This window comes from Delftia sp. WSY_7, assembly GCF_043104845.1.
Classification (GTDB): domain Bacteria; phylum Pseudomonadota; class Gammaproteobacteria; order Burkholderiales; family Burkholderiaceae_C; genus Comamonas; species Comamonas tsuruhatensis.
Map to the genome: position 1 here is coordinate 311,737 of NZ_JBICLB010000005.1, position 23,403 is coordinate 335,139.

Here is a 23,403-nt window from a genome sequence, read left to right on the forward strand (position 1 = left end):
CCGAAAGCAAGAGCATGAGCAGCTACCAGAAACGCAGCAAGCAAGAGCTGGCCCGGCGCGTGGCCGAAGACATCTTCGACGGCGCCTACGTCAACCTGGGCATCGGCATGCCCACCCAGGTGGCCAACCACATCCCGGCCGGCCGCGAGGTCATCCTGCAAAGCGAGAACGGCATCCTGGGCATGGGCCCGGCGCCCGCCGAAGGCCAGGAGGACTATGACCTGACCAATGCCGGCAAGCAGCCCGTCACCCTGCTGCCGGGCGGCTGCTACTTCCACCATGCCGACAGCTTCGCCATGATGCGCGGCGGCCACCTGGACATTTGCGTGCTGGGCGCCTTCCAGGTCTCGGCCACGGGCGACCTGGCCAACTGGAGCACGGGCGAGGCCGGAGCCATTCCCGCCGTGGGCGGCGCCATGGACCTGGCCGTGGGTGCACGCCAGACCTGGGTGATGATGGACCTGCTGACCAAGACCGGCGAATGCAAGGTCGTCGAGGCCTGCAGCTACCCGCTCACGGGCCTGTCCTGCGTCAAGCGCATCTACACCGACCTGTGCACGCTGGAATGTACGCCCGAGGGCCTGCGCCTGATAGACACCGTGCCCGGCCTCTCGCACGCCGAGCTGCAGTCCATCGTGGGCCTGCCCATCAAGGACGCGACGGCCACGGCCTGATCCCTCAGCTCCCCCCAGTGGGTGCGCTGCGGCGCACCCCGGCACCTCTTCATTCTTTTTCCAGGAGACACCATGAGCCAGTCCAACCAGGCCTTCATCTGCGACGCCATCCGCACCCCCTTCGGCCGCTACGGCGGCGCCCTGTCCCCGGTGCGTGCCGATGACCTCGGCGCCGTGCCGATCAAGGCGCTGATGGAGCGCAACCCCGGCGTGGACTGGACGGCCGTGGCCGACGTGCTCTACGGCTGCGCCAACCAGGCCGGCGAAGACAACCGCAACGTGGCGCGCATGTCCGCCCTGCTGGCCGGCCTGCCCATCGATGTGCCGGGCGCCACCATCAACCGCCTGTGCGGTTCGGGCCTGGACGCCGTGGGCACGGCCGCGCGCGCCATCAAGGCGGGCGAGGCCCGCCTGATGATCGCGGGCGGCGTGGAAAGCATGAGCCGTGCGCCCTTCGTCATGCCCAAGGCAGAAAGCGCCTTCAGCCGCAGCAACGCCGTGTACGACACCACCATCGGCTGGCGCTTCGTCAACAAGCTGATGAAGCAGCAGTACGGCGTGGACTCCATGCCCGAGACGGCCGAGAACGTGGCCGACGACTTCAAGATCGAGCGCGAAGCCCAGGACCGCATGGCCCTGGCCAGCCAGCAAAAGGCCGCCGCCGCCATCGCGGCCGGCTACCTGGCCAAGGAAATCGTGTCCGTGTCCATTGCCCAGAAAAAGGGCGACGCCATCGTGGTGAGCCAGGACGAGCATCCGCGCACCACCACCATCGAGGCGCTGGCCAAGCTCAAGGGCGTGGTGCGCCCGGATGGCACGGTGACGGCCGGCAATGCCAGCGGCGTGAACGACGGCGCCTGCGCCCTGCTGCTGGCCAACGAGGAAGCCGCCAGGCAATACAACCTGGTGCCGCGCGCCCGCGTGGTCGGCATGGCCGTGGCCGGCGTGGCGCCGCGCATCATGGGCTTCGGCCCCGCGCCTGCCGTGCGCAAGGTGCTGGCCCTGACCGGCCTGACGCTGGAGCAGATGGACGTGATCGAGCTGAACGAAGCCTTCGCCGCGCAGGGCCTGGCCGTGCTGCGCGATCTGGGCATTGCCGACGACGACCGCCGCGTCAACCAATGGGGCGGCGCCATTGCGCTGGGCCATCCGCTGGGTGCCTCGGGCGCGCGCCTGGCCACCACCGCCGTGAACCAGCTGCACACGCTGGGCGGCCGCTACGCGCTGTGCACCATGTGCATCGGCGTGGGCCAGGGCATTGCCGTGATCCTGGAAAAGGTCTGAGACTGCGATGAGCACCGTGGACAACAAGACACCCGTCACCGTGGTCAGCGGCGCCAGCAACGGCATCGGCCGCGCCATCGCCGAGGCCCTGCTGGCCCAGGGCCGCGCCGTGGTCAATCTCGACTACGTGCTGCCCGACTGGAGCCATCCGCTGCTGGTGAGCTACCAAGCCGACCTGACCAGCGAGCAGGCCACCGCCGAGGCGGCGGCCCGCATTGCCGCCGCGCACAACGTGGTGGCCCTGGTCAACAACGCGGGCGCCACGCGCCCCGGCACCATCGACAACGCCAGCACCCAGCATCTCGACGACGTGGTGGGACTGCACCTGCGCGCGCCCATGCTGCTGGTGCAGGCCTTCCTGCCCACGCTGCGTGCCTGCGGCGAGGGCCGCATCGTGAACATGTCCTCGCGCGCCGCGCTGGGCAAGCCCGACCGCATCGTCTACTCGGCGACCAAGGCCGGCCTGATCGGCCTGACGCGCACCCTGGCGATGGAGCTGGGCCGCGACCGCATCACGGTCAATGCCCTGGGCCCCGGCCCCATCGCCACCGAGCTGTTCACCAAGAGCAACCCCGAAGGCGCGCCGCAGACCCAGCGCATCCTCAACAGCATTGCCGTGGGCCGCATGGGCACACCGGAAGACGTGGCGCGCGCCGCGCTGTTCTTCCTGTCGCCCGACAACGGCTTCGTCACCGGCCAGGTGCTCTACATCTGCGGCGGCACCACGCTGGGCGTGGCGCCCGTCTGACCGACCCGTTTAGCCGAACGCCTTCCCAGGCACAACCCCCTTCAAGAAGAACCACTGGAAGCGCCCGCCTACACAGGCGTGCGCCACACAGGGCATTGCCCTGGCCCAGCCCGGCGTTGCCGGGTCCGGCCATCCACCTTATTGCCGAATCAGGAGACCTCTCGATGTTTGATCAAACCACCCGTTTCACCCGCCGCCGTGGCCTGCAGGCGCTGGCAGCCGCATCCCTGACCGCGCTCGGCGCCCTGTCCGGCACCGCCGCCCTGGCCCAGGACGGCTTCCCCAGCAAGCCCATCACCATCCTCGTGCCCTTCGCCGCTGGCGGCACCACCGACATCCTGGCGCGCATCGTCGCCCAGGCGCTGCAGCAGGAGCTGGGCCAGACCGTGATCGTGGACAACAAGCCCGGCGCGGGCGGCAACATCGGCGCCGTGGCCGCCGCACGTGCGCCGGCCGACGGCTACACGCTGTTCATGGGCACCGTGGGCACGCATGCCATCAATGCCGCGCTCTACGCCAAGCCCGGCTTCGACCCCATCAAGGACTTCTCGCCCCTGACGCGCGTGGCCAACGTGCCCAACCTGCTGGTAGCCCACCCCAGCCAGCCGTTCAAGACCGTCAAGGAAATGATCGCCTATGCGCGTGCCAACCCCGGCAAGCTGAACTACGGCTCCTCGGGCAGCGGCAGCTCCATCCACCTGTCGGGCGAGCTGTTCCGCTCCATGACGGGCCTGGACATGGTGCACGTGCCCTACAAGGGCAGCGCCCCGGCCATCACCGACCTGCTGGGCAACCAGATCGCCATCATGTTCGACAACATGCCCTCGGCCATCCAGCATGTGCGCTCGGGCAAGCTGCGTCCCATCGCCGTGACCACGGCCAAGCGCTCGCCGGAACTGCCCGATGTGCCCACCGTGGCCGAAGCCGGCGTGCCAGGCTACGAGGCCACCTCCTGGTTCGGCCTGTGGACCCAGGCCAAGACGCCCGCCGCCGTGCAGCAGCGCCTGTACACGGCCATTGCCAAGGTGCTCAAGGATCCGGCCGTGGTCAAGAAGATCAACGACCAGGGCGGTGACGTCGTGATCGACACGCCGGCCGAATTCCTCGCCTACATCAAGGCCGAATCGACGAAGTGGAGCAAGGTCGTAAAAGACTCTGGAGCACAGGTGTAACTGGCCTCCCCCTGAGCCGCTGCGCGGCTTCCCCCTGAAGGGGGACGGCGCCATCGCCGCGAGGCGGCTCTTGCTCGGCGCCCCTGGTGTCAGGCTGCGCCGGTTTCCAGCGCCATGCGTTTGAGCATTGAAATGGGGAATAAAAAAGAGCTGCCTCCGGGCAGCTCTTTGCATTGGGGTGTCAGGTGCTCAATCCAGCAGATCGGAGTAGTCACCCTTGTCGTAGCCTTCGATGGCCTTCCAGGGCTGGGCCAGCGGTGCGGGCAGCTTGGTGGCGGTGACGACGATGCGCTCGGTGCCGTGGGAGTCGCTGCGCTCCACGCGGCGGGCGAACTGGTTGGCCACGTCCCAATCGATGACAGTGGTCTGCTCGCCTGCCTTGCCGCGGTAGCGCTGCACGCCGTTGTGCGGCTTGCCCACGCGCTCCATGCCCTGCAGCGCGGTGGGAGGCACGATCCAGTAGACGTTGTCGAAGGAGCCGCCGTAGCCCACGTTGCCGTGGTGGGCCAGGTCCACGCTGATGACACGGCGCAGCTTGGCCAGGATGACTTCCACGCCCACCTTGCCGTCATCGGCGCGGCGTATGGACAGGGGTGCGGCGCGGGCTTCGTCATGGGCGTGGCCGGCGTGCGGGCCGTGGGCGTGGTCATGGCCGTGCTCCTGGCTCTGGCGCAGGGCGGCGGGCATTTCGCGCTCTATCCACAGCTGGGCCTTGCGGCGGTAGACGCGGTTGGTATAGACGCTGCTGCGCTGCACGCCGTCGCTGCCCACGCTCATGGCTTCATAGGTGATGCGCAGGTCGGCTTCAGGCGTGGCCTGCACGGCGGCCGTGGTGCGCGCCACGGAATCCGCAGGGACTGCGGCCGTGGGTGCGGGTGCCGGCTTGGGCGGCTCGGCGGCCCATGCTGCGGAGACGGAGCAGGCCAGCAGCACGGCCGCGTAGATGGGGCGCGCCGCGCGCGGCGCCGGAAGGGAGAGCGTCATGGAATCCAGCCAATGCGAAAAAACCGGGGCCGGGCACACGCATGCGCCACGGCTCCGGCCAGGGGTTGGCAAGCAGCCAACGAAGGAAGAAACAATTACAGGCCAGCGGCTTCGCGGACCTTGGAGAACACCTTGGTGTTGTCCATCGTGCCCTTGAAGATCTTGGCTCCCGCGCCGCCGGCGAACAGCATCACGTCGCCGCCGCCATGGGTCTCGGAGCCCGGCGTGCCCAGGTTCAGGCCCACCTCCTGCAGGTAGTTGTCGTCCGTGGTGTCCACGCCGCTGAGGTCCTGGCGCTCCGCGCCGCGCGTGGGCGCGATCCAGGGCTTGTTGCCATCTTCGGCATTGACCTGGCTGGAGGCCGTGGCGTTGGGACGTCCGCCATTGCCGAAGGCCAGCGTGGTGTAGGGCTTGCCGTCCTGGGCCTTGGCCATCTGGCCGCTCTGGTAGTCCTGCACCTTGCCCAGGATGGGGTTGCCGATCCTGGAGTAGCCGTTGAACACCATGTTGTGGTCGTGATCGGCGGTGACGACGATCAGCGTGTTCTTCAGGCCCGGATCCTTCTTTTCCATGTAGGCCATGGCGGTCTCGATGGCGCGGTCGAAGGCCAGCGTATCTTCCAGCGCGCGCTTGGCATTGGTGCCGTGCAGTGCGTGGTCGATGCGGCCGCCTTCCACCATCAGGAAGAAGCCCTTGTCATTGCGGCTGAGCACGTCCAGCGCCTTGCCGGTCATGTCGGACAGGCTGGGCTCGTCCAGCCTTTGCTTGACGCGGTCCAGCTCGTAGGCCATTTCGCTTTGCGTGAACAGGCCCAGCAGCTTGGGCGCCTTGGTCGCGTCCAGGGCCGCCAGCTCGCTGCCCTTGGCAACATAGGCGTAGCCCTTGGCCTTCATCATGTCCACGAGGTTGGCCGTGTCCGTGCGCTTGCTGCTGGGGTTGACCGACTTGGGCAGGTAGTTGCGCTGGCCGCCACCCATGAGCACGTCGATGCCGTCGCCCAGCCTGGCGTTGTAGTTGGCATGGCCGGGCACGGACTGCTCGGCAATGCTGTTGTAGCCATTGCGGTTGCAGATATGGGCATAGGTGGCCGCAGGCGTGGCATGGCCCACGCGCGTGGTGGAGATGGCGCCCACGGCGCGACCCTTGGCCTTGGACAGCTCCAGCAGGGTCTGCGCGGGCTGGCCGTTGCCGGCCGGGCAGGTGGTGTCCTCGCCGTTGATGTACTGCTGGCCGTTGGCCGCGTAGGCCATGGTCTCGGCCGACATGGAGATGACTTCGTTGTTCATCTTCACGCCGGTCATGTAGGCCGCCATCGAGGGCGCGCTGTCCGTGGTCTGGCCATCGCGCGAGAAGGTCTTGATGCGGCTGGCGTAGGGCAGGGACTGCATGGTCAGCGTGGCGCGTTCGCTACTGGCCAGGGAGCCGGCCTTTTCGGCCAGCTGCTTTTCACCCTTGTAGATGCGCGCGGCGGTCACGGTGACCGGGCCCATGCCGTCGCCGAGGAAGAAGATGACGTTCTTGGCCTCGCCAGCCGCATGGGCTGCAGGCGCCAGCAGCGCCAGCGCGCCGGCCGCCGCCAGGGCGAGGGAGGTCTTTTGGAGGATCGGATGCATGTGGAATTCCTTGAATACTTTGAATGCCTTGATTGCGGTACAAGACCCTGGTCGTACAGCGTGCTAGGACCGCATGAAACCGGCGTGGCCCAGGCGGCGGACGCCGAGCAAGGGCCGCCCCGCAGCGAGGGCGTCGTCCCCCTCCCGCGAAGCGAGAGAGGGGGAAGCGACGCAGTCGCTCAGGGGGTGTTTCATTGCAAGCCGATGCTCTTCTTGATCAGGTTGAACACGGCCGTGTTGTCGATCACGCCCGAGAACGTATCGGCACCCATGCCTTGAGCCCCCAGGAACACGTCGCCGCCGCCGTGGGTTTCGGAGGCCAGGGGCACCACGGCCTCCTGCAGGTAGTCGGGGCTCTCCAGCGAAGCCGCGTCGATGGGGCCGCGCGTGGCCAGGCGCTTGGGACCGTTGCCGAAGCCCAGGATGGTGTAGGGATTGCCATCCACATCGGTGGAGGCCTTGCCGTCCACGTAGTTCTTGACCAGGCCCAGCACGCCGGGCTTGCCGGCCTCGGTCTTGCCGGTGCGCGCGGCATAGCCGTTCAGGTGCAGCGTGTGGTCATGGTCGGCTGTGACGACGATCAGCGTGTTCTTCAGGCCCGGATCGAGCTTGGCCATCTTGTCCAGCGCGGTCTGGATGGCGTTGTCGAAGGCCACGGTATCCTGCAGCGCGCGGCGCGCGTTGGTGGCGTGCAGTGCATGGTCGATGCGGCCGCCTTCCACCATCAGGAAGAAGCCCTTCTTCTTGGCCGACAGCGCGTCGATGGCCTTGCCCGTCATCTCGGCCAGGCTCGGTTCCTTGGTCGCATCGCGGTCCAGGTCATAGGCCATGTGGTCCTTGGTGAACAGGCCGGCGATCTTGCTGCCGTCCACGGGCAGCTTGTCGAACTCGCTCTTGTTGGCGGCGTAGCTGTACTTTTGCGTCTTGAACTCGGCGATCAGGTTGCGGCTGTCGTTGCGGCGGCCGCCGTCGGCCTTGGGCGTGAAGTAGTACGAGCCACCGCCCAGGATCACGTCCACGCCGTCGCCGAGCTTGCTGTTGTAGCCGGATCCGCCGGGCACCAGGGCCGCGGCGATGGTGTTTTCCGCATCGCGGTGGCAGACGTGCGAATAGGTGGCTGCCGGCGTGGCATGCGTGATGCGCGCGGTGGAGACCACGCCCGTGCCGTAGCCGGCGGACTTCATCTGCTCGAGCAGCGTGGGAACGGCCTGGCCGTTGCCGCTGGGGCAGGTGCTGTCGTAGTTGGTGTGATAGGCCTTGCCGCTGGCATCCGTGGCCTTGGTGTCGGGCGTCATGGAGATGACTTCGTTGTTCATCTTCACGCCGGTCATGTAGGCGGCCATCGAGGGTGCGCTGTCCGTCACCTGGGCGTCGTTCGAGAAGGTGTGGACGAAGGCCGTCTCGGGCAGCTTGTCCATGGTCAGCTCACCGTCTTCGCCCACGCTGTAGATGCGCGCGGCGGTCATGGTGGTGATGCCCATGCCGTCACCCAGGAAGAACAGCACGTTCTTGGTCGGGGTGGCAGCGGACGATCCATCGCTGCCGCCACAGGCGCTCAACAGCAGCGACGCACCGGCCAGCGCGCTGCACAACATCTTCAGTTTCATGCGGATATCCCTCTGTAGGCAGGGGACCCCGCGGCAAGGCCGCGCCCTCCCCCTGTTGATTGATTTGTGCACTGTAGGAACAGCCCGTGACGAGCCAGTGACAGTCAGCCCAGGCCGGCAGGCGTATCGTTGCAGGCAAGGCGCTGAGGGCCGGATAGCATTGCGGCCAAACCAGCGACGGAACAAGGAACCCCATGAACCAGACAGCCCAAGACCCGAACGCCTCGCAGGCCCCGGAAGCGCCGCCCAGGCCGGTGCTCGACTACCCGTTCGAGGCGCCGCCGCAGCGCGGGCAGACGCTGGAGGTGGCGCCCGGCGTGCTCTGGCTGCGCATGCCCCTGCCCTATGCGCTGGACCACATCAATCTCTGGGCCATCGATGACGGCCAGGGCTGGGCCATCGTCGATACGGGTGCGCGCACCGACGAAGGCGTGGCCACCTGGCGCGCGCTGTTCTCCCAATCCACCGATGGCCGCTCGCTGACGCGCGTCTTCGTCACCCACATGCACCCCGACCATGTGGGCCTGGCCGGATGGCTGACGCGCAAGTTCCATGTGCCCCTGTACATGACGCGCCTGGAGTACCTCAACTGCCGCGTCGTTGTCTCGGACTGCAGCCGCGAGGCCCCGCCCGACGCCATCGCCTTCTACCGCCGCGCAGGCTGGAGCGACAGCGCACTGGAGTCCTACCGCGCCCGCTTCGGCAACTTCGGCAAGCACATCCATGCCCTGCCCGACAGCTACCGCCGCCTGCACGATGGAGAGGAACTGCGCATAGGAAAACACCTGTGGCGCGTGGTGGTCGGCAGCGGCCACTCGCCCGAGCATGCCAGCCTGTACTGCCCCGATCTCAAGCTGCTGATCTCGGGCGACCAGGTGCTGCCGCGCATCTCGTCCAACGTCTCGGTCCACCCCATGGAACCCGACGCCAACCCCATGGCCGACTGGATGGAGTCTCTGGAAAAGGTCAGGCGCGAAGTGCCCGACGATGTGCTCGTCCTGCCCGCGCACGGCGATTGCTTTCGCGGCCTGCATGCGCGCATCGATTCGCTGGTGGCAGGCCAGGAGCGTGCCAGCGACCGGCTGCTGGCCGCCCTGGCCGAGCCGCGTCGCGCTGTCGATGTCTTCGGCGCCCTGTTCTCACGCCCGATCAGCGAATCCAGCCCCGCCCTGCTGGGCATGGCCACGGGCGAAAGCCTGGCCTGCCTGAATCATTTGATGCATGCGGGGCAGGTGAAGCGCAGCATCGATGCCGATGGCATCGCCTGGTACCGCGCCGTGGCGGGGGCCTGAGACTGCAGCGGCAGCCGGCTCAGGCTGCCTGCAGCAGCGGATAGCGCTGTGCCATCGCATCCTGCAGGCCGAACTCCGCCAGGATGGCGCGCATGCGCTCGACCGCACTGCGCTTTTTCTGCCCCGTGTAGCGCGCAATGATCAGCTCGTTCTTCATGCTGTGCTCCCAGCCCACCAGCTCTGTCACGGTGACCTGGTAGCCGCAGGCCTCCAGGTACAGGCAGCGCAGCACGTTGGTGAGCTGGCTGCCCATTTCGCGGGTGTGTATGGGATGGCGCCACAGTTCGGCCAGCGGCGTGCGCGTCAGGCTCAGCGCCTTGGTCTGGCGCAGGCAGGCTGCGACCTCGGCCTGGCAGCAGGGCACCAGCACCATGGCCTTGGCCTTCTTCTCCAGGCCGAAGGCGATGGCGTCGTCGGTGGCGGTGTCGCAGGCGTGCAGGGCCGTGACCACGTCGAATTGCGCAGGCATGAAGTCGGCATGCGTGGACTCGGCCACCGACATGTTCAGAAAGCCCATGCGCTCAAAGCCCAGCTCGGCAGCCAGATTCTGCGAAGCCTCCACCAGCGGCGCGCGCGTTTCTATGCCGTAGATATGGCCGCGCCCCAGCGGCTTGAAATACAGGTCGTAGAGGATGAATCCCAGGTAGGACTTGCCGGCGCCGTGGTCGGCCAGGGTGACCGCATGGCCGTCGGCCGACAGTTCTTCGAGGATGGGCGCGATGAACTGGTAGAGGTGGTAGACCTGCTTGAGCTTGCGGCGCGAATCCTGGTTGATCTTGCCTTCGCGCGTGAGGATGTGCAGTGCCTTGAGCAGTTCAATGGACTGGCCGGGCTTGAGGCCCAGCTGCGCGGTCACATCCTGCTCGGGCTTTGCGGCAGGCTTGCCCTGGCGCGCCTTCATTCGGCAGCGCCCGGCTTGGCTGCGTGCGCCATAGGGCAGCGCGCGCCCACACCCAGGTCCAGCCAGCCTTCGATGCCGATCTTCTCCAGCGTCTCCATGTTGCGCTCGTAGATGGATTCGGCTTCGGGGAACACCTCGACCGCCTTGTCTATGCTGTCCTCGCGCAGCAGGTGCAGCGTGGGATAGGGAGAGCGGTTGGTGCAGTTGGTGACGTCGTCGGCTTCGGTGCCCTCGAACTGGAACTGCGGGTGGAACGAGGCCACCTGCAGGATGCCGCCCAGGTCCAGCTCCTCGACCATGGCGTCGGCCACTTCGAGAAAGTCGTTGAAGTCCAGGAAGTCCTGCAATGCGTGCGGCAGGATCAGCAGCGTGGTGTCGCGCTTGTCCGGGGAGGCCTCGGCCAGGGCTTCCAGCTCGCGGTGCAGGTCTGCCGCCACGCCTTCGGCGTCGGTGGCCTGGCTGACCGTGTAGTGGATCTGGCCCTTGATGTGCACGCCCTTGGCGAAGGGGCACAGGTTCAGGCCGATCACGGCCTTTTCGAGCCAGTGCACCGTATCCTCGATCACGGTGACAGGCGGAAACTCGGCCGCGCGAATCTCGTGGTTGGTATCGGTCATGGCTGTGCCCTTCAAAAATGCGAACGGGGGCACTGCGCCCCCAGACATTGCGAAACCGTCCAGGAACCCTTCCCTGCCCTGTCACGCAGGGTCCGCATTCTAGCCGCGCCGCCCCGGCGACGCCGTTGCTCGGATTTCTCAGCCCAGCAGGCGCAGGCCTGTCAGCAGCTCATGCTCGCGGGCCGCGTAGCGGTCCGTCATCCCGGCGATGAAGTCGGCCACCACCCGCGCACGCGCCGATACGTCCTCGGCCAGCATGGCCCGCTGCACGAAGCGCGGCTTCATGCGGTCGGGCTCGACCATGTAGGCCGCAAACAGCTCGGCCACCACCTGCTGCGCGCCTTCCATGGTCTTCACCACCTGCTCATGGCGGTAGAGATTGCGGAACAGGAACTGCTTGAGCTGCTGCGACTGCTGCCTCATGGTATCGCTGAAGCCCACCAGAGGGCCAGGCTGGGCGCGCACCTCGTCCACCGAACAGGGCCGCGCCTGCGCAATGCGCTGCTGCGTGGCGGCGATCACGTCATAGACCTGATCGCTGAGCATGCGGCGGATGCTTTCGTACAGCAGGCGCCGCTCGGCCAGGGGCATGCCCAGTTGAGGATGCTCGGCCAGTGTTGCGTCGTGATAGCGCGCGAACAGGGGAACAGCCTCGCACAGCTGGGGCATGGTGATCAGGCCGGAGCGCACGCCATCGTCCACGTCATGGGCGTTGTAGGCAATGGCATCGGCCAAGTTGCACAGTTGGGCCTCCAGCGAAGGCTGCCGGCCCAGCAGAAAACGCTGCGCTACCCCGCCGGGCTCGCGCGCCTCCAGGTGCTCGGCATTGGTGCGCGAGCAATGCTTGAGAACGCCCTCGCGCGTCTCGAAGCTCAGGTTCAGGCCGTCAAAGGCTGGATAGCGCTCTTCCAGCCGGTCCACCACGCGCAGGCTTTGCAGGTTGTGCTCGAAGCCGCCATGCGGCTGCATGCAGGCATTGAGCGTATCCTGGCCCGCATGGCCGAAGGGGGTGTGGCCCAGGTCGTGGGCCAGGCAGATGGCTTCGACCAGATCCTCGTCGAGCTGCAGGGACCGGGCCACCGAGCGGCCCAGCTGGGCCACTTCCAGCGAGTGCGTCAGGCGGGTGCGGAACAGGTCGCCCTCATGGTTGACGAAGACCTGGGTCTTGTAGACCAGGCGCCGGAAGGCCGAGGAATGGACGATGCGGTCCCGGTCGCGCTGGAAGTCGCTGCGCGTGGGCGCAGGCGCCTCCGGGAAACGCCGCCCCCGGCTGAACGCCGGGTTGCAGGCATAGGGGGCCAGGGCCTGTTTCTGCATTCGATCGCCTCATCATGCTGACAAGGGCACTCTAGCAGTTCCGGCTTGCCCACAGCGCCGCGCGTCAGGCGCAGCAGGCGTCTATGACTTCGCGCACCAAGGCATCGGGCGCCGAGCGCATGACGGCCTTTCCCGGCCCGTCAATGAGAACGAAGCGGATCTCGCCCGCCTCGGACTTCTTGTCCACGCGCATCAGTTCCAGATAGCGGCCAGCGTTGTCACGCTCATCCAGCACGGCGCCGCGCACCGGCAGGCCCGCACGTTCGATCAGCACGCGCAGCCTTTGCACAAAGGCGGCATCCACCAGGCCAAGGCGCTGCGACAGCTCGGCCGCCATGACCATGCCGGCGCCCACGCCTTCGCCGTGCAGCCAGTTGCCGTAGCCCATGCCGGCTTCGATCGCATGCCCGAAGGTGTGGCCGAAATTGAGAATGGCGCGCAATCCGGCCTCTTTCTCGTCCTGCCCCACCACCCAGGCCTTGATCTCCACGCTGCGCTTGATCGCGTGCGCCAGTGCAGTGCGGTCGCGGGCAAGCAAGGCATCCATGTTCTCCTCCAGCCAGGCCAGGAAGTCCATGTCGGCGATGGGCCCGTACTTGATGACCTCGGCCAGGCCGGCGCTCAGCTCGCGCACGGGCAGCGTGTCCAGCGAGGCCAGATCGCAAACCACCAGCTGCGGCTGGTAGAAGGCGCCGATCATGTTCTTGCCCAGCGGATGGTTGATGGCGGTCTTGCCGCCCACCGACGAGTCCACCTGCGACAACAGCGTGGTGGGCACTTGCACGAAGGGCACGCCGCGCATGTAGCTGGCGGCAGCAAAGCCCGTCATGTCGCCGATGACGCCGCCGCCCAGCGCGAACAGCACGGTCTTGCGGTCGCAACCACCGGACAGCAGGTCATCGAAGATCAGATTCAGCGTCTGCCAGTCCTTGTGGGCCTCGCCATCGGGCAGCACCACGGTCCGCACGCTGCGGTAGCGCTGCTCCAGCACGCGGCGCAGTGCGGGCTCATAGAGCGGTGCGACCACATCGTTGCTGACGATGACGGCCTGTGCCGCAGAAGGCAGCGCGGCATAGGTGGCTGCCTGGTCCAGCAGGCCGGTGCCGATGGCAATCGGATAGGAGCGCTCACCCAGGTCAATGGTCACGACCTGGGCAGCAGGCGAGGAGGAGGCGTGGGGCAAGATGATGTCGCTCCAGGGGAGAAAGAATGAAAAGGTTTCCGCGACACGGCAGCGCGCCCGGCAACCGCCGATCTTAAAGAAAAAGGCCTCGGCAAGTGCCGAGGCCTTTGGTGTTCCAGCAGGCAGCGTTCAGGCCAGCTCCGCCTGCATGCGTATGCGCTGGGCGGCCTGCGCCACAGACAGGCCGGATGTCTGGATCACGAAGTGCGCCGTCTCCAGATACAGGGGCTCGCGCTGCAGCAGCAACTCGCGCAGGCGCAACGCCGGATCCTCCACCTGCAGCAAGGGCCGCGTCACATCGTTGCGCAGCCGCGCGGCGATATCCTCTGGCGTGCAATCCAGGTAGAAGACCTGGGTGCGCTCATGAAGATGGCGGCGGTTTTGCTCGCGCAGCACCACGCCGCCGCCCGTGGACAACAGCAGGCTGGATGTGGAGGCTGACAGCTCATCAATGACCTGCGACTCCATGTCGCGAAAAGCCTGCTCGCCCTCACGCTCGAAAAACTCCCGGATGCTGCAGCCCAGACGCTGCTCGATCACATGGTCCGAATCCACAAAACGCATCGACCACAGGCGCGCCAACTGGCGCCCTATGGTCGATTTGCCGGAGCCGGGCAGGCCGATCAGAGCGATCGGCCTGTGCCCCGTTAAGGGGCTGTCGGAGTAGTGGGGGCTGTCGGAGTGGTGGCAGTCGCGCATGCCGGATAGTCCACGGGCAGGGTCAAGGTGCTCACATTATTATTGGATTTGAAGGTGAACTGCACCTGAGTCGAGCCTGCAGGAGCACCAGGCTTCGAAGTCACCTGGAAAGCAACTCCGCTGCGGCCGGAGACACGATCAAGCACCGGGGATCCGTTGAACACGGACACCGTCACATTGGTGTCCAGGGATTTGGCCTCGATGGTCGTCCCGGCCGGCGCAGGGAAGCCCCTAGGAGTTCCTAGTTCACCCGTCCAGATGGCATTACAAGTGGCATCCAACTTGCTCACCGTCAATTTATTGACCAACGCACCGCTTTGGTACAGGCTCAGCCAACCCACCGAAGTAGCCTTCAGGAACAGGCTGTCGCTGATGACTTGGCCCGTGCCCAGCACAGTCGAAATGGCCACGTTGATCAGTTGACCGTCGGCAGGACGCGGATTCTGCACCTGGTAGTCCACCGTGCACAGTCCGTTGACTGTCTGGCAGCCACCACGATTGGAGGAACCAACGCGGCCGAAGTCCACTGTTGCGACCACAGGTACACCATCGGATACCGGATTACCGTTACTGTCCACGATGCCAATACGCAGTGTGGATGTATCACCGGAAAGATCCAGGTCCAGGTTGAACTTGGAGGCAGAAAGATCGAAGCCGCGCTGCGTGGAAATACCGGTGGTCACGGTCAAAAGATCTGACTGCGACGTCACGTTCCGACCATTCACCGTTGCCCTCACGACAACGGAAGTGGGTGCGCTTTTGGACGATACCGACGTGGTCACAATGCCATCATTGTTCGAGCGAGCCTGGGCAATATTGACCTGGACACCTCCTGTGGCTTCCACGAAATCCACAACTACGTCTTTGATCGGGCTGCCGCTGGAATCCACCACCTTGAAACGAAGGATGGCGGTCTCAGAGCGCCCATTGCCACCCGATCCTTTGATAACAATGGATTTGTCAGACGGGACCACGTCCAGAAAATTGATGGCCTGGACCAGGGCCTGAGGATCACCTGTGGGAGGTGCGCTCGTAATGGCCAGATTCTGACCGCCAGAAACTTCCTTGGTTGCAATTGTGGCAGAGGCTTTGACGCGGGTCGCACCAATCGAGGTTGCGGTGGCCGCTGAAATTTCCACTTCAGCCACACCCTTGCTGTCCGTCAGGGCAGTCCTGGATTCAGGACTGAATTTCAGCAGACTCCCACCATCTTCCGAAAACGTAACAATTTCATTGGCAACTGCAGCACCTTTGGCATCCAGCAGGGTCGCACGCGCCCTGGCGGTGCTCTCGGACGCGGTGATCGAAATGACACCCTGCGCGCTGGAGGACGCGCCAGTGATCACCTGAATCGTCATGGTTCCTGCCGGAGTCTCGGTTCCTCCTCCCGTGCCACCACCGGTGCCCGGATTTCCCCCTCCGCCGCCACATGCGACCAGCGTAAAGGCCGTCAAAGCGGCCAGCCACAACTTTTTCATCAGAAATCTCCCTAAATTTTCACTCAGCGTTTTGCAGAGCCATCAGAAATCATTTTTGGTGTAATGAATACCAGCATTTCTCTCTTGGAAGAGGCCCTGGAGCGGCTCTTGAAAAGATTACCCAGAACAGGCACATCACCCAACAAAGGAATCTTGTTTTCCTGATTGGTTTCTTCCAACTCAAAAATACCGCCAATCACCACAGTGCCACCGTTTTGTACCAGGATCTGCGTCTTGATATGCTTTGTGTCAATGGCCACCCCCTGGGTCGTGGTTTCTCCGCGAGAATCCTTGTTGATATCCAGATCCAGGATGATATCGCCTTCAGGAGTTATTTGCGGCGTGACTTCCAGCTTCAACACTGCCTTCTTGAAGGCTATGGTGGTCGCTCCGTTGGGTGCGGTGACTGAGTACGGGTACTCCGTACCCTGCTCGATCAGTGCCTTGGTCTGGTCGGCGGTCATGAGACGAGGGCTTGAAATGATCTTGCCTTGACCATCGGCTTCCATTGCCGAAAGCTCCAGTGTAAGGAAGCGATTGGCTGCAGCATTGAAGATGGACATGGCAAAGGTGCCAGATCCTGAAACTCCTGACACGGATGCAGGAAGATTCACGAAGCTGCCCGAAGTATTGACCGTACCACCCGCACCTGCAGAGGCATTTGCGTTGTCGAACCCCGTACCGAAGACAACACGATTGTCACCGCCGATGCTGTAGCCGCCATCACCACCACGCTGGGCACGCAAGTCCCCACCGCCGAGGCGCACACCCAGCGCACGACCGAACGTGTCACGGGCTTCCACAATACGCGCTTCAATGAGCACTTGCCGCACTGGCACATCCAGCGTGGCCAGCAATGCCTTCATCGCCTCAAGCTTGGCGGGAGTGTCCGTCACAAAGAGCTGGTTGGTTCGAGGCTCGGAGATTGCGGACCCGCGCTCGGACAGAAATCTCGTCGCAGTTCCGCCAGCCCCGGCAGAGCTGGTGTTCGTCGTGATTTGCAACAGGATATCGGCCGCCTTCGCATAGTTCAGCTGAAAGCCCTGGGTGCGCAGCGGCTCCAGTTTCTGGATTTCCATCGCGGCTTCATAGTCACGCTTGGTGCGCGCATCGATCTCATCCTTGGGCGCAATCCAGAGCACCGAGCCCGACTTGCGCATGCCCAGGCCCTTGGCATCCATGATGATCTGCAGCGCCTGGTCCCAGGGAACATCCTTCAGACGCAGGGTCAACGCCCCGGAAACCGTATCCGAGGTCACGATGTTGAAGTTCGTGAAGTCGGCAATCACCTGCAGCAGGGACCGCACTTCGATGTTCTGGAAATTCAGGGACAGCTTTTCACCGCTGTAGCCGGGACCCTGCGTGAGCTTGCTCACATCCACCTTTTTCTGGCGGACCTCGATCACAAACTGGCTGTCGCTTTGGTAGGCGCTGTGCTCCCAGTCGCCGACGGGAGCGATACGCATGCGCACGGATTCCCCCTGCTGCACCGAAGAGATTGTCTGCACCGGGGTTCCGAAATCCGCAACATCCAGCTTGCGGCGCAAGCCTTCAGGCAGGGAAGAACGCAGAAAATCGACGACCAGTTCCTTGCCTTCGCGGCGCAGATCCACGCCAACCTGGCTATTGCTCAATCCCACGACGATGCGGCCCGAGCCATCGCTGCCACGACGGAAATCAACATCCCTAATGGGTTGGACATCGCTACCGACGGCTGTCTTGGCTTCAAACACACCCTGCTGTGCAGAAGGCTTCACCGCAGCAGATGCAGCCACAGGATCCAGCAGGATCAGCAACGCCTTGCCTTGGCGTTCAGTGCGGTAGGAAGTCGCCGATTTCAAATTCAGCACCAGCCGGGAACGGCCAGAGGCTTCCACGATATTGATGGAACGCAGGTTGCCCTGGTTGAGTTCGACCATCGATTTGCCCGTGGCATTGGTTGCGCCAGGAAAATCCAGTGCGATCCGCGCAGGCGACTGGATCGCAAATCCGGTCGGGTCCGCAGCCAGCGCTTCGGAAAGCTCGATGCGCACCACCTCAGTGCCCCCCTGGATGGAACCGGAGACCGACTCTATCGCGGACTGCGCCCATGCAAAGGAGCCCAGCAACCAACCGCCCAAGGCGATTCCCCAGCGAGCTTTGTGAGACATGCTGCGATGTGTGCCCATCATTTCCTTCCCTCCTGCAACTCCAGTGTGCTATTTCTTTCTATCCAGTCGCCGCTGCCATCCTGGACGATTTCGCGCAACTGGATGGAAGTCTCCGTGATCCGGGTGATCTTTCCGTAGTTCTGGCCCAGGTAATTTCCTGCACGGACCTGATACAGCAATGTTCCGACTCTGATCAAGGCCGTGGGCACACCCTTCTTGTCCAGGCTGCCCACCATGGTCATTGCATCCAGGGGCTCTGCTTCCAGCGGCTCCTTGCGGCGGTTGAGCTCTGCAGCCATCAAGCTGGTATTCGCGTTGGACTGCACGGACTCTCTGCGCAACACCTGCATCAGCTTCAAAGGGTTGAAGGGATCCATCCCCTCCGAACCCAGGTAGGCCTGAGGCGTGAATAACTTCGGCTCTTCCAATGGTTTGACGCGAGGCTTTGCATTGGCACGCTCCTGCGCCATCCAGGTCTGCAATTCCTCATGCTCGGATGAAGTGCATGCCACCAGCGACAGACAGGCGGCCAGCACAAGCCAGCCGCGAAAACGCATTTGCCTCATTTCTTGCCCTTCCCGGCGGCCGCACGTTGCGCCTGCACTTCCTCGGCATCCAGGTAGCGGAAGGTTCGCGCCGTCGCCTCCATGCTCAAGACCTCGCTGCCCTCCTTGCCCACAGGGACAATCGACAAGTTGTTCAAGGTCACGATGCGCGACAGGTAGGCCACGTCGGAAGCGAATGAACCGATGTCATGAAATCGCCCTGTGACCTTCAAAGCAATGGGCAGCTCGGCGTAGTACTCCTTGACCACCATTGCCCCGGGGCGGAACGTTTCAAACTGCAGGCTGCGCCCCAGTCCGGCCTGGTTGATGTCCGAGAGCAGCGCAGCCATTTCCGCCTTGCTGGGCAACTGCTTTTCCAGCTGTGTCACATATTGCTGCACCTGTTCACGCTGCTTCTTCAGGCCATCCAGGCTGACCGCCTTGGACAGCTTCTGGCTGAAGTCCTGCCGCAGCGTGACTTCGGTGTTGCGCTCTTGCTCCAGCATGTCCTCATAGTCCTTGATCAGTACGTACCAGAGCAAGGCGGCAACGCCCAACGCAATGGCAACGCACAACAGAAAACGCGGCAGCAAGGGCCACCGCGAAGGATCATTGGGATCAAGACCACGGAATTGGCGCTGGATGTTCTCCTGCAGTGCGGAGAAGTCGATGTCGTTCTTTTTCTTCTTGGCCATCACTGGGACTTTCCTGGGTTGGCCGCCGTCGGAAGGCCTTTCTCCGCAACGCTGGCGCGCGTGAGCTGGAAGCGCAGATTGAACGCTGCAGCACGGCGCTGGTCCTTGGGCGTGACGTTGACCGTCTTGGCCACGATCTCCACCAGTTCCGGCTTGGAGATCCAGGGCGTTCCCTCGGACAGATTGCGCAGCATCTCGGACACCCGCTCATTGGACTGCGCCGTGCCCTGCATGGTCACGGCCAGACCTTCCTGCTTGATGCTGGTGATGTAGACGCCATCGGGCAGTTGGGACACCAGCTCGTTGAGCATGTGCACCGGCAGATTGCGATCGGACTGCAGGTCTTCCACGGCCTTCTGACGTGCACGCAGGGCAGTGATCTCATCCTCCAGCCCGGCGATTTCCTTGATCTGGGACTCCAGCACCGTGATCTCGGCGCGCAGCATGCTGTTCTTCGCCTGCTGGGCTTCGATCATCATCTGGTACCACCAGTAGACAGCACCAATGATCAAAAGCCCTATCAGGGCCGAAAGGACCATCGTGGCCTGGAATGCTTCCTTGCGTCGCTTGCGTGTGGCTTCTCTGTGAGGAAGCAGATTGATCAGGATCACGACACAAACCTCCGCATGGCCAGACCGCAGGCGGTCAGGTAGGCGGGGGCCTCGCGCGACATGCGCTTGAGGCGCACGCCGCTGCCGACTTCCATGCCATCGAAGGGGTTGGCAAGGCTGCAGGCAAATCCGGTCTGCTGCGTGATGGCCTCGGACAGGCCGGAAAGCGGTGCCGAGCCGCCAGCCAGCAGGATGTGGTCTATGCGGTTGTGGGGCGTGCTGGTGAAAAAGAACTGCAGTGCGCGCGACACTTCCTGCGTCATGCTCTGCACGAAGGGCTTGAGCACGGCGGAAGCGTAGTCCTCCGGCAGTTCGCCGTTGCGCTTCTTGGACTCGGCCTCTTCGAGGGAAAAACCATATTGGCGCGCGATCAGCTGCGTCAGCTGGGCGCCGCCAAAGGCCTGGTCACGGTCGTACAGCACCTCGTCGTCACGCAGGATCTGCATGCTGGTCGTCATGGCGCCTACCTCGAACAGCGCCACCAAAGCGTTGTTGCCCTGATTGGGCAGGCGCTCGATCAACCGTCCGGCGGCCATGCGGGAGGCATGGGGCTCGATGTCGATGACCATCGGCTTGAGGCCGGCCGCCTCGGCCAGGCCCTGGCGGTCCTGCACCTTCTCGCGGCGGGAGGCGGCAATGAGCACATCCACGTCGCCAGGCGAATTCAATGACGGGCCTATGACACAGAAGTCCAGACTCACTTCGTCGAGCGAAAAAGGAATGTACTGATTGGCCTCGGATTCGACCTGGACCTCCAGTTCCTGCTCGCTCATGCCGTCGGGCAGCGAAATCTTCTTGGTGATCACGGCCGAAGCCGGCAATGCCATGGCCACGTTCTTGGTCCGCGTGCCGCTTTTTTTGACCAGCCGCCGTACAGCCTCTGCCACTTCGTCGAACTTTTCGATGTTGCCATCCGTGATCCATCCCCGCTCCAGCGGCTCGATGGCACAGCGCTCCAGCAACAGTTCGCCCGACCTGGCACGAGACAACTCAACGAGCTTGGCGCTCGAAGAACTGATGTCGATGCCTAGCAAAGGTGCGGGCTGGCGACTGAATAAGGATCCCATAGCAATCAACTTGCCCTCCCTCTTCTTGTGTATGTAAAGAACGCAACAAACCTTCACATATAGGTTGAATGCTATCAGCAAGACTGCGCGCAACTCACCATGCCTGCCGGAGCATGGTTGACGGTAGTGGCCAAAAACAGACATTGTTGCGGGCCATCAAATGCGACAGGAATGCACCCCTGCTTGCATGTCGGCCTGTACGCCTGGCTTAGGATGCGAGGCTTGCGGCCATGCTGGCAACCGTGTGCAGCCGCCTCCTACCGACCCCCTGGGGAACGCATTTTTATAATGCGGCACTCCTCAGCACTCCCTGCGACATGCCGTCCTCAGACTCCCGAGAACCCCAGGCTGGAAAGCCTCGCTCCGCTCCGTCCAAGCCCATGCATTGGTTTCCCAAGGCCTTGCTATGGCTGGCGGGCATCGCCGTCGCCGGCGCGCTGGCCCTGATGCTGACCGTGGCCGTGGCCCTGGCCATGGCCTACCCCAACCTGCCCGACGTGTCCGAGCTGGCCGACTACCGGCCCAAGCTGCCGCTGCGCGTGTACTCCAGCGAAGGCGCCCTGCTAGGCGAGTTCGGCGAGGAGCGGCGCACGCTGACGCCCATCCAGGACATCCCCAAAGTGATGACCGACGCGGTGCTGGCCATTGAAGACACCCGCTTTTTCGAGCACGGTGGCGTCGACTACAAGGGCATGGCCCGCGCCGCGCTGGCCAATCTGGGCCGCGTGAAAAGCCAGGGCGCATCGACCATCACCATGCAGGTGGCACGCAATGTCTATCTGTCTTCCGAGAAAACTTTTACACGCAAAATTTACGAAGTCTTACTGACTTTCAAGCTAGAGCATCTGCTGAGCAAAAACCAGATTCTCGAGATCTACATGAACCAGATTTATCTGGGAAATCGGGCCTATGGCTTTGCCGCCGCCTGTGAAGCCTATTTCGGCAAACCGCTCAAGGACATCACCGTCGCCGAAGCGGCCATGCTGGCCGGCCTGCCCAAGGCGCCCTCGGCCTACAACCCGATCAGCAACCCCAAGCGCGCCCGCTCGCGCCAGCTCTACATCATCGAGCGCATGGAGGAAAACGGCTTCATCACGGCGGCCCAGGCCACTGAAGCCAAGGCCGAGCCGCTGAAGATCCGCACAGGCTCCTTCAACACCCGGGTGCATGCCGAGTACGTGGCCGAAATGGCGCGCCAGCTGATCTTTGCCCAGTACGGCAACGAGGCCTACACGCGCGGCCTGAACGTCTACACCACCATCAATGCCGGCGAACAGGAAGCCGCCTACGCCGCGCTGCGCCGCGGCATCATGGACTACGAGCGCCGCCAGAAGTACCGCGGCCCCGAGAAGTTCGTGGCCCTGCCCGCCGACGCCGAGGACCGTGAAGACGCCATTGACGACACCCTGGCCAACCACCCCGACAACGGAGACGTGCTCGCCGCCGTGGTGCTGGATGCCAACCCGCGCAAGATCCTGGCGGCCCGTGCCGACGGCGAGCAGATCGAGATCACGGGCGAAGGCCTCAAGCCTGCCGAATCGGGACTGAACCCCAAGGCACCGCCCAACATCAAGATCCGTCCCGGCGCCGTGATCCGGGTGGTCAAGACGCCCAAGAACACCTGGGAAATCACGCAGCTGCCCGAGGTGGAAGGCGCCTTCGTGGCCCTGGTTCCCCAGACGGGCGCCTTGCGCGCCCTGATCGGCGGCTTCGACTTCCAGAAGAACAAGTTCAATCATGTGACCCAGGCCTGGCGCCAGCCCGGCTCGGCCTTCAAGCCCTTCATCTACTCCGCGGCGCTGGAAAAGGGCTTCTCGCCCTCCACCATGATCAATGACGCGCCGCTGTTCTTCAGTGCGGGCGTGACGGGGGGGCAGCCCTGGGAGCCCAAGAACTACGACAGCCGCTACGACGGGCCGATGACCATGCGCACGGGCCTGAACAAGTCCAAGAACATGATCTCCATCCGGCTGCTGCAGGCCGTGGGCCCCAAGCAGGGCCAGGAGTGGGTCACGCGCTTCGGCTTTGACGCCGCCAAGCACCCGGCCTACCTGACCATGGCTTTGGGCGCAGGTGCCGTCACGCCGCTGCAGCTGGCGGCCGGCTACTCCGTGTTCGCCAACGGCGGCCACCGCGTCAATCCCTGGCTGATTTCCCGCGTCACCGATCACAAGGGCCGCATCCTGTCCGAATTCACACCGCCCCCGGTGCAGGAACTGCCCCAGGCCATCGACGCGCGCAACGCCTTCATCATGGACAGCCTGCTGCAGGACGTGGCGCGCGTGGGCACGGCAGCGCGCGCGCAGTCCACGCTCAAGCGCCCCGACCTGTATGGCAAGACCGGCACGACCAACGATTCGGTGGATGCCTGGTTTGCGGGCTTCCAGCCCACGCTGGCCGCCGTATCCTGGATCGGCTACGACACGCCGCGCAACCTGGGCAGCCGCGAGACCGGCGGCGGCCTGAGCCTGCCGATCTGGATCAGCTTCATGCAGCACGCGCTCAAGGGCGTTCCCGTGGCCGAGATGCCCGTGCCGCCCGGCGTCGTGAACATGGGCGGCGAGTGGTACTACGAGGAAAACGCGCGCAACGGCGGCGTCAGCAGCCTGGGCATGGACAGTGCATCCACGGGCAGCGCCGCAGGCGCCACGCCCCCGCCCGCCACCGAGGAACGCAACCGCATCCTCGACCTGTTCCGCAACTGAGGCGGTCGACCACGCAAGAAAGCCCGGCCATGCCGGGCTTTTCTTTTGGAGCCAGCCGAAA

At 64.3% G+C, this 23,403-nt stretch carries 20 protein-coding genes; 6 read left to right on the forward strand and 14 right to left on the reverse strand.

The window, feature by feature from the left end; genetic code table 11:
* Positions 1-14 precede the first annotated feature (14 nt).
* The 4 genes from ACF8ME_RS02765 (at position 15) to ACF8ME_RS02780 (ending at position 3,878) form a co-directional block, all read left to right on the forward strand.
* On the forward strand, positions 15-674 hold the full coding sequence (locus ACF8ME_RS02765; RefSeq protein WP_026062883.1) for a 3-oxoacid CoA-transferase subunit B: 660 nt from the start codon (positions 15-17) through the stop codon (positions 672-674).
* A 72-nt stretch (positions 675-746) separates the two neighbouring features.
* Positions 747-1,958, forward strand: coding sequence for a 3-oxoadipyl-CoA thiolase (pcaF, locus tag ACF8ME_RS02770; protein WP_392415133.1), 1,212 nt, complete (start codon positions 747-749; stop codon positions 1,956-1,958).
* A 7-nt stretch (positions 1,959-1,965) separates the two neighbouring features.
* Complete coding sequence (locus ACF8ME_RS02775) at positions 1,966-2,706, forward strand: SDR family NAD(P)-dependent oxidoreductase (protein ID WP_016450985.1); 741 nt, start codon at positions 1,966-1,968, stop codon at positions 2,704-2,706.
* 164 nt (positions 2,707-2,870) lie between these two features.
* A complete protein-coding gene (locus tag ACF8ME_RS02780; protein ID WP_017407531.1) occupies positions 2,871-3,878 on the forward strand; it encodes a tripartite tricarboxylate transporter substrate binding protein in 1,008 nt (335 codons plus the stop codon).
* Between the two features lie 189 nt (positions 3,879-4,067).
* Here the strand turns inward: ACF8ME_RS02780 and ACF8ME_RS02785 are convergent, their stop codons facing one another.
* The 3 genes from ACF8ME_RS02785 to ACF8ME_RS02795 all read right to left on the reverse strand — a co-directional run bounded on the left by ACF8ME_RS02785 (position 4,068) and on the right by ACF8ME_RS02795 (position 8,082).
* The gene (locus ACF8ME_RS02785) at positions 4,068-4,862 is read right to left on the reverse strand and encodes a hypothetical protein (RefSeq protein WP_212644831.1); all 795 of its coding nucleotides are present in this window, start codon (positions 4,860-4,862) and stop codon (positions 4,068-4,070) included.
* 95 nt (positions 4,863-4,957) lie between these two features.
* On the reverse strand, positions 4,958-6,475 hold the full coding sequence (locus ACF8ME_RS02790; protein WP_047326519.1) for an alkaline phosphatase: 1,518 nt from the start codon (positions 6,473-6,475) through the stop codon (positions 4,958-4,960).
* Positions 6,476-6,666: 191 nt separating this feature from the next.
* Positions 6,667-8,082, reverse strand: a complete 1,416-nt coding sequence (locus ACF8ME_RS02795) for an alkaline phosphatase (RefSeq protein WP_312840270.1) — start codon at positions 8,080-8,082, stop codon at positions 6,667-6,669.
* A 194-nt stretch (positions 8,083-8,276) separates the two neighbouring features.
* Here ACF8ME_RS02795 and ACF8ME_RS02800 point away from each other — a divergent pair, with 194 nt between their 5' ends.
* Entirely contained in the window at positions 8,277-9,374 is a 1,098-nt protein-coding gene (locus tag ACF8ME_RS02800) for an MBL fold metallo-hydrolase (protein WP_047326518.1), read from the forward strand.
* A 19-nt stretch (positions 9,375-9,393) separates the two neighbouring features.
* On the opposite strand, the gene ACF8ME_RS02805 is transcribed toward ACF8ME_RS02800, so the two are convergent.
* The 11 genes from ACF8ME_RS02805 to ACF8ME_RS02855 all read right to left on the reverse strand — a co-directional run bounded on the left by ACF8ME_RS02805 (position 9,394) and on the right by ACF8ME_RS02855 (position 20,646).
* Positions 9,394-10,275, reverse strand: coding sequence for a class I SAM-dependent methyltransferase (locus ACF8ME_RS02805; RefSeq protein WP_392415137.1), 882 nt, complete (start codon positions 10,273-10,275; stop codon positions 9,394-9,396).
* Positions 10,272-10,892 carry a DUF1415 domain-containing protein gene (locus tag ACF8ME_RS02810; protein WP_016445546.1) on the reverse strand — a complete coding sequence of 207 codons (621 nt, stop codon included), beginning with the start codon at positions 10,890-10,892 and terminating at the stop codon, positions 10,272-10,274. The genes ACF8ME_RS02805 and ACF8ME_RS02810 overlap by 4 nt, the downstream gene beginning before the upstream one ends.
* A gap of 138 nt (positions 10,893-11,030) precedes the next feature.
* A complete protein-coding gene (locus ACF8ME_RS02815) occupies positions 11,031-12,209 on the reverse strand; it encodes a deoxyguanosinetriphosphate triphosphohydrolase (protein WP_392415138.1) in 1,179 nt (392 codons plus the stop codon).
* A gap of 64 nt (positions 12,210-12,273) precedes the next feature.
* Positions 12,274-13,392 (reverse strand): 3-dehydroquinate synthase, encoded by a 1,119-nt coding sequence (gene aroB, locus ACF8ME_RS02820; protein WP_047473592.1) that lies wholly within the window; start codon positions 13,390-13,392, stop codon positions 12,274-12,276.
* Between the two features lie 129 nt (positions 13,393-13,521).
* Complete coding sequence (locus ACF8ME_RS02825; RefSeq protein ID WP_392415140.1) at positions 13,522-14,091, reverse strand: shikimate kinase; 570 nt, start codon at positions 14,089-14,091, stop codon at positions 13,522-13,524.
* Positions 14,040-15,569, reverse strand: coding sequence for a hypothetical protein (locus ACF8ME_RS02830; RefSeq protein ID WP_392415142.1), 1,530 nt, complete (start codon positions 15,567-15,569; stop codon positions 14,040-14,042). The genes ACF8ME_RS02825 and ACF8ME_RS02830 overlap by 52 nt, the downstream gene beginning before the upstream one ends.
* 23 nt (positions 15,570-15,592) lie before the next feature.
* Positions 15,593-17,740, reverse strand: coding sequence for a type IV pilus secretin PilQ (pilQ, locus tag ACF8ME_RS02835; protein WP_392415144.1), 2,148 nt, complete (start codon positions 17,738-17,740; stop codon positions 15,593-15,595).
* Positions 17,737-18,285 (reverse strand): pilus assembly protein PilP, encoded by a 549-nt coding sequence (locus tag ACF8ME_RS02840; protein ID WP_026062714.1) that lies wholly within the window; start codon positions 18,283-18,285, stop codon positions 17,737-17,739. Before ACF8ME_RS02840 ends, pilQ begins: the two co-directional genes overlap by 4 nt.
* Complete coding sequence (locus ACF8ME_RS02845; protein WP_017406659.1) at positions 18,282-18,959, reverse strand: type 4a pilus biogenesis protein PilO; 678 nt, start codon at positions 18,957-18,959, stop codon at positions 18,282-18,284. Before ACF8ME_RS02845 ends, ACF8ME_RS02840 begins: the two co-directional genes overlap by 4 nt.
* The gene (locus ACF8ME_RS02850) at positions 18,959-19,570 is read right to left on the reverse strand and encodes a PilN domain-containing protein (protein WP_043789993.1); all 612 of its coding nucleotides are present in this window, start codon (positions 19,568-19,570) and stop codon (positions 18,959-18,961) included. Before ACF8ME_RS02850 ends, ACF8ME_RS02845 begins: the two co-directional genes overlap by 1 nt.
* Positions 19,567-20,646 (reverse strand): pilus assembly protein PilM, encoded by a 1,080-nt coding sequence (locus tag ACF8ME_RS02855; RefSeq protein WP_047473589.1) that lies wholly within the window; start codon positions 20,644-20,646, stop codon positions 19,567-19,569. The genes ACF8ME_RS02850 and ACF8ME_RS02855 overlap by 4 nt, the downstream gene beginning before the upstream one ends.
* Before the next feature lie 371 nt (positions 20,647-21,017).
* Here ACF8ME_RS02855 and ACF8ME_RS02860 point away from each other — a divergent pair, with 371 nt between their 5' ends.
* Complete coding sequence (locus tag ACF8ME_RS02860) at positions 21,018-23,342, forward strand: penicillin-binding protein 1A (protein WP_017406662.1); 2,325 nt, start codon at positions 21,018-21,020, stop codon at positions 23,340-23,342.
* The last annotated feature ends 61 nt before the right edge of the window (positions 23,343-23,403 follow it).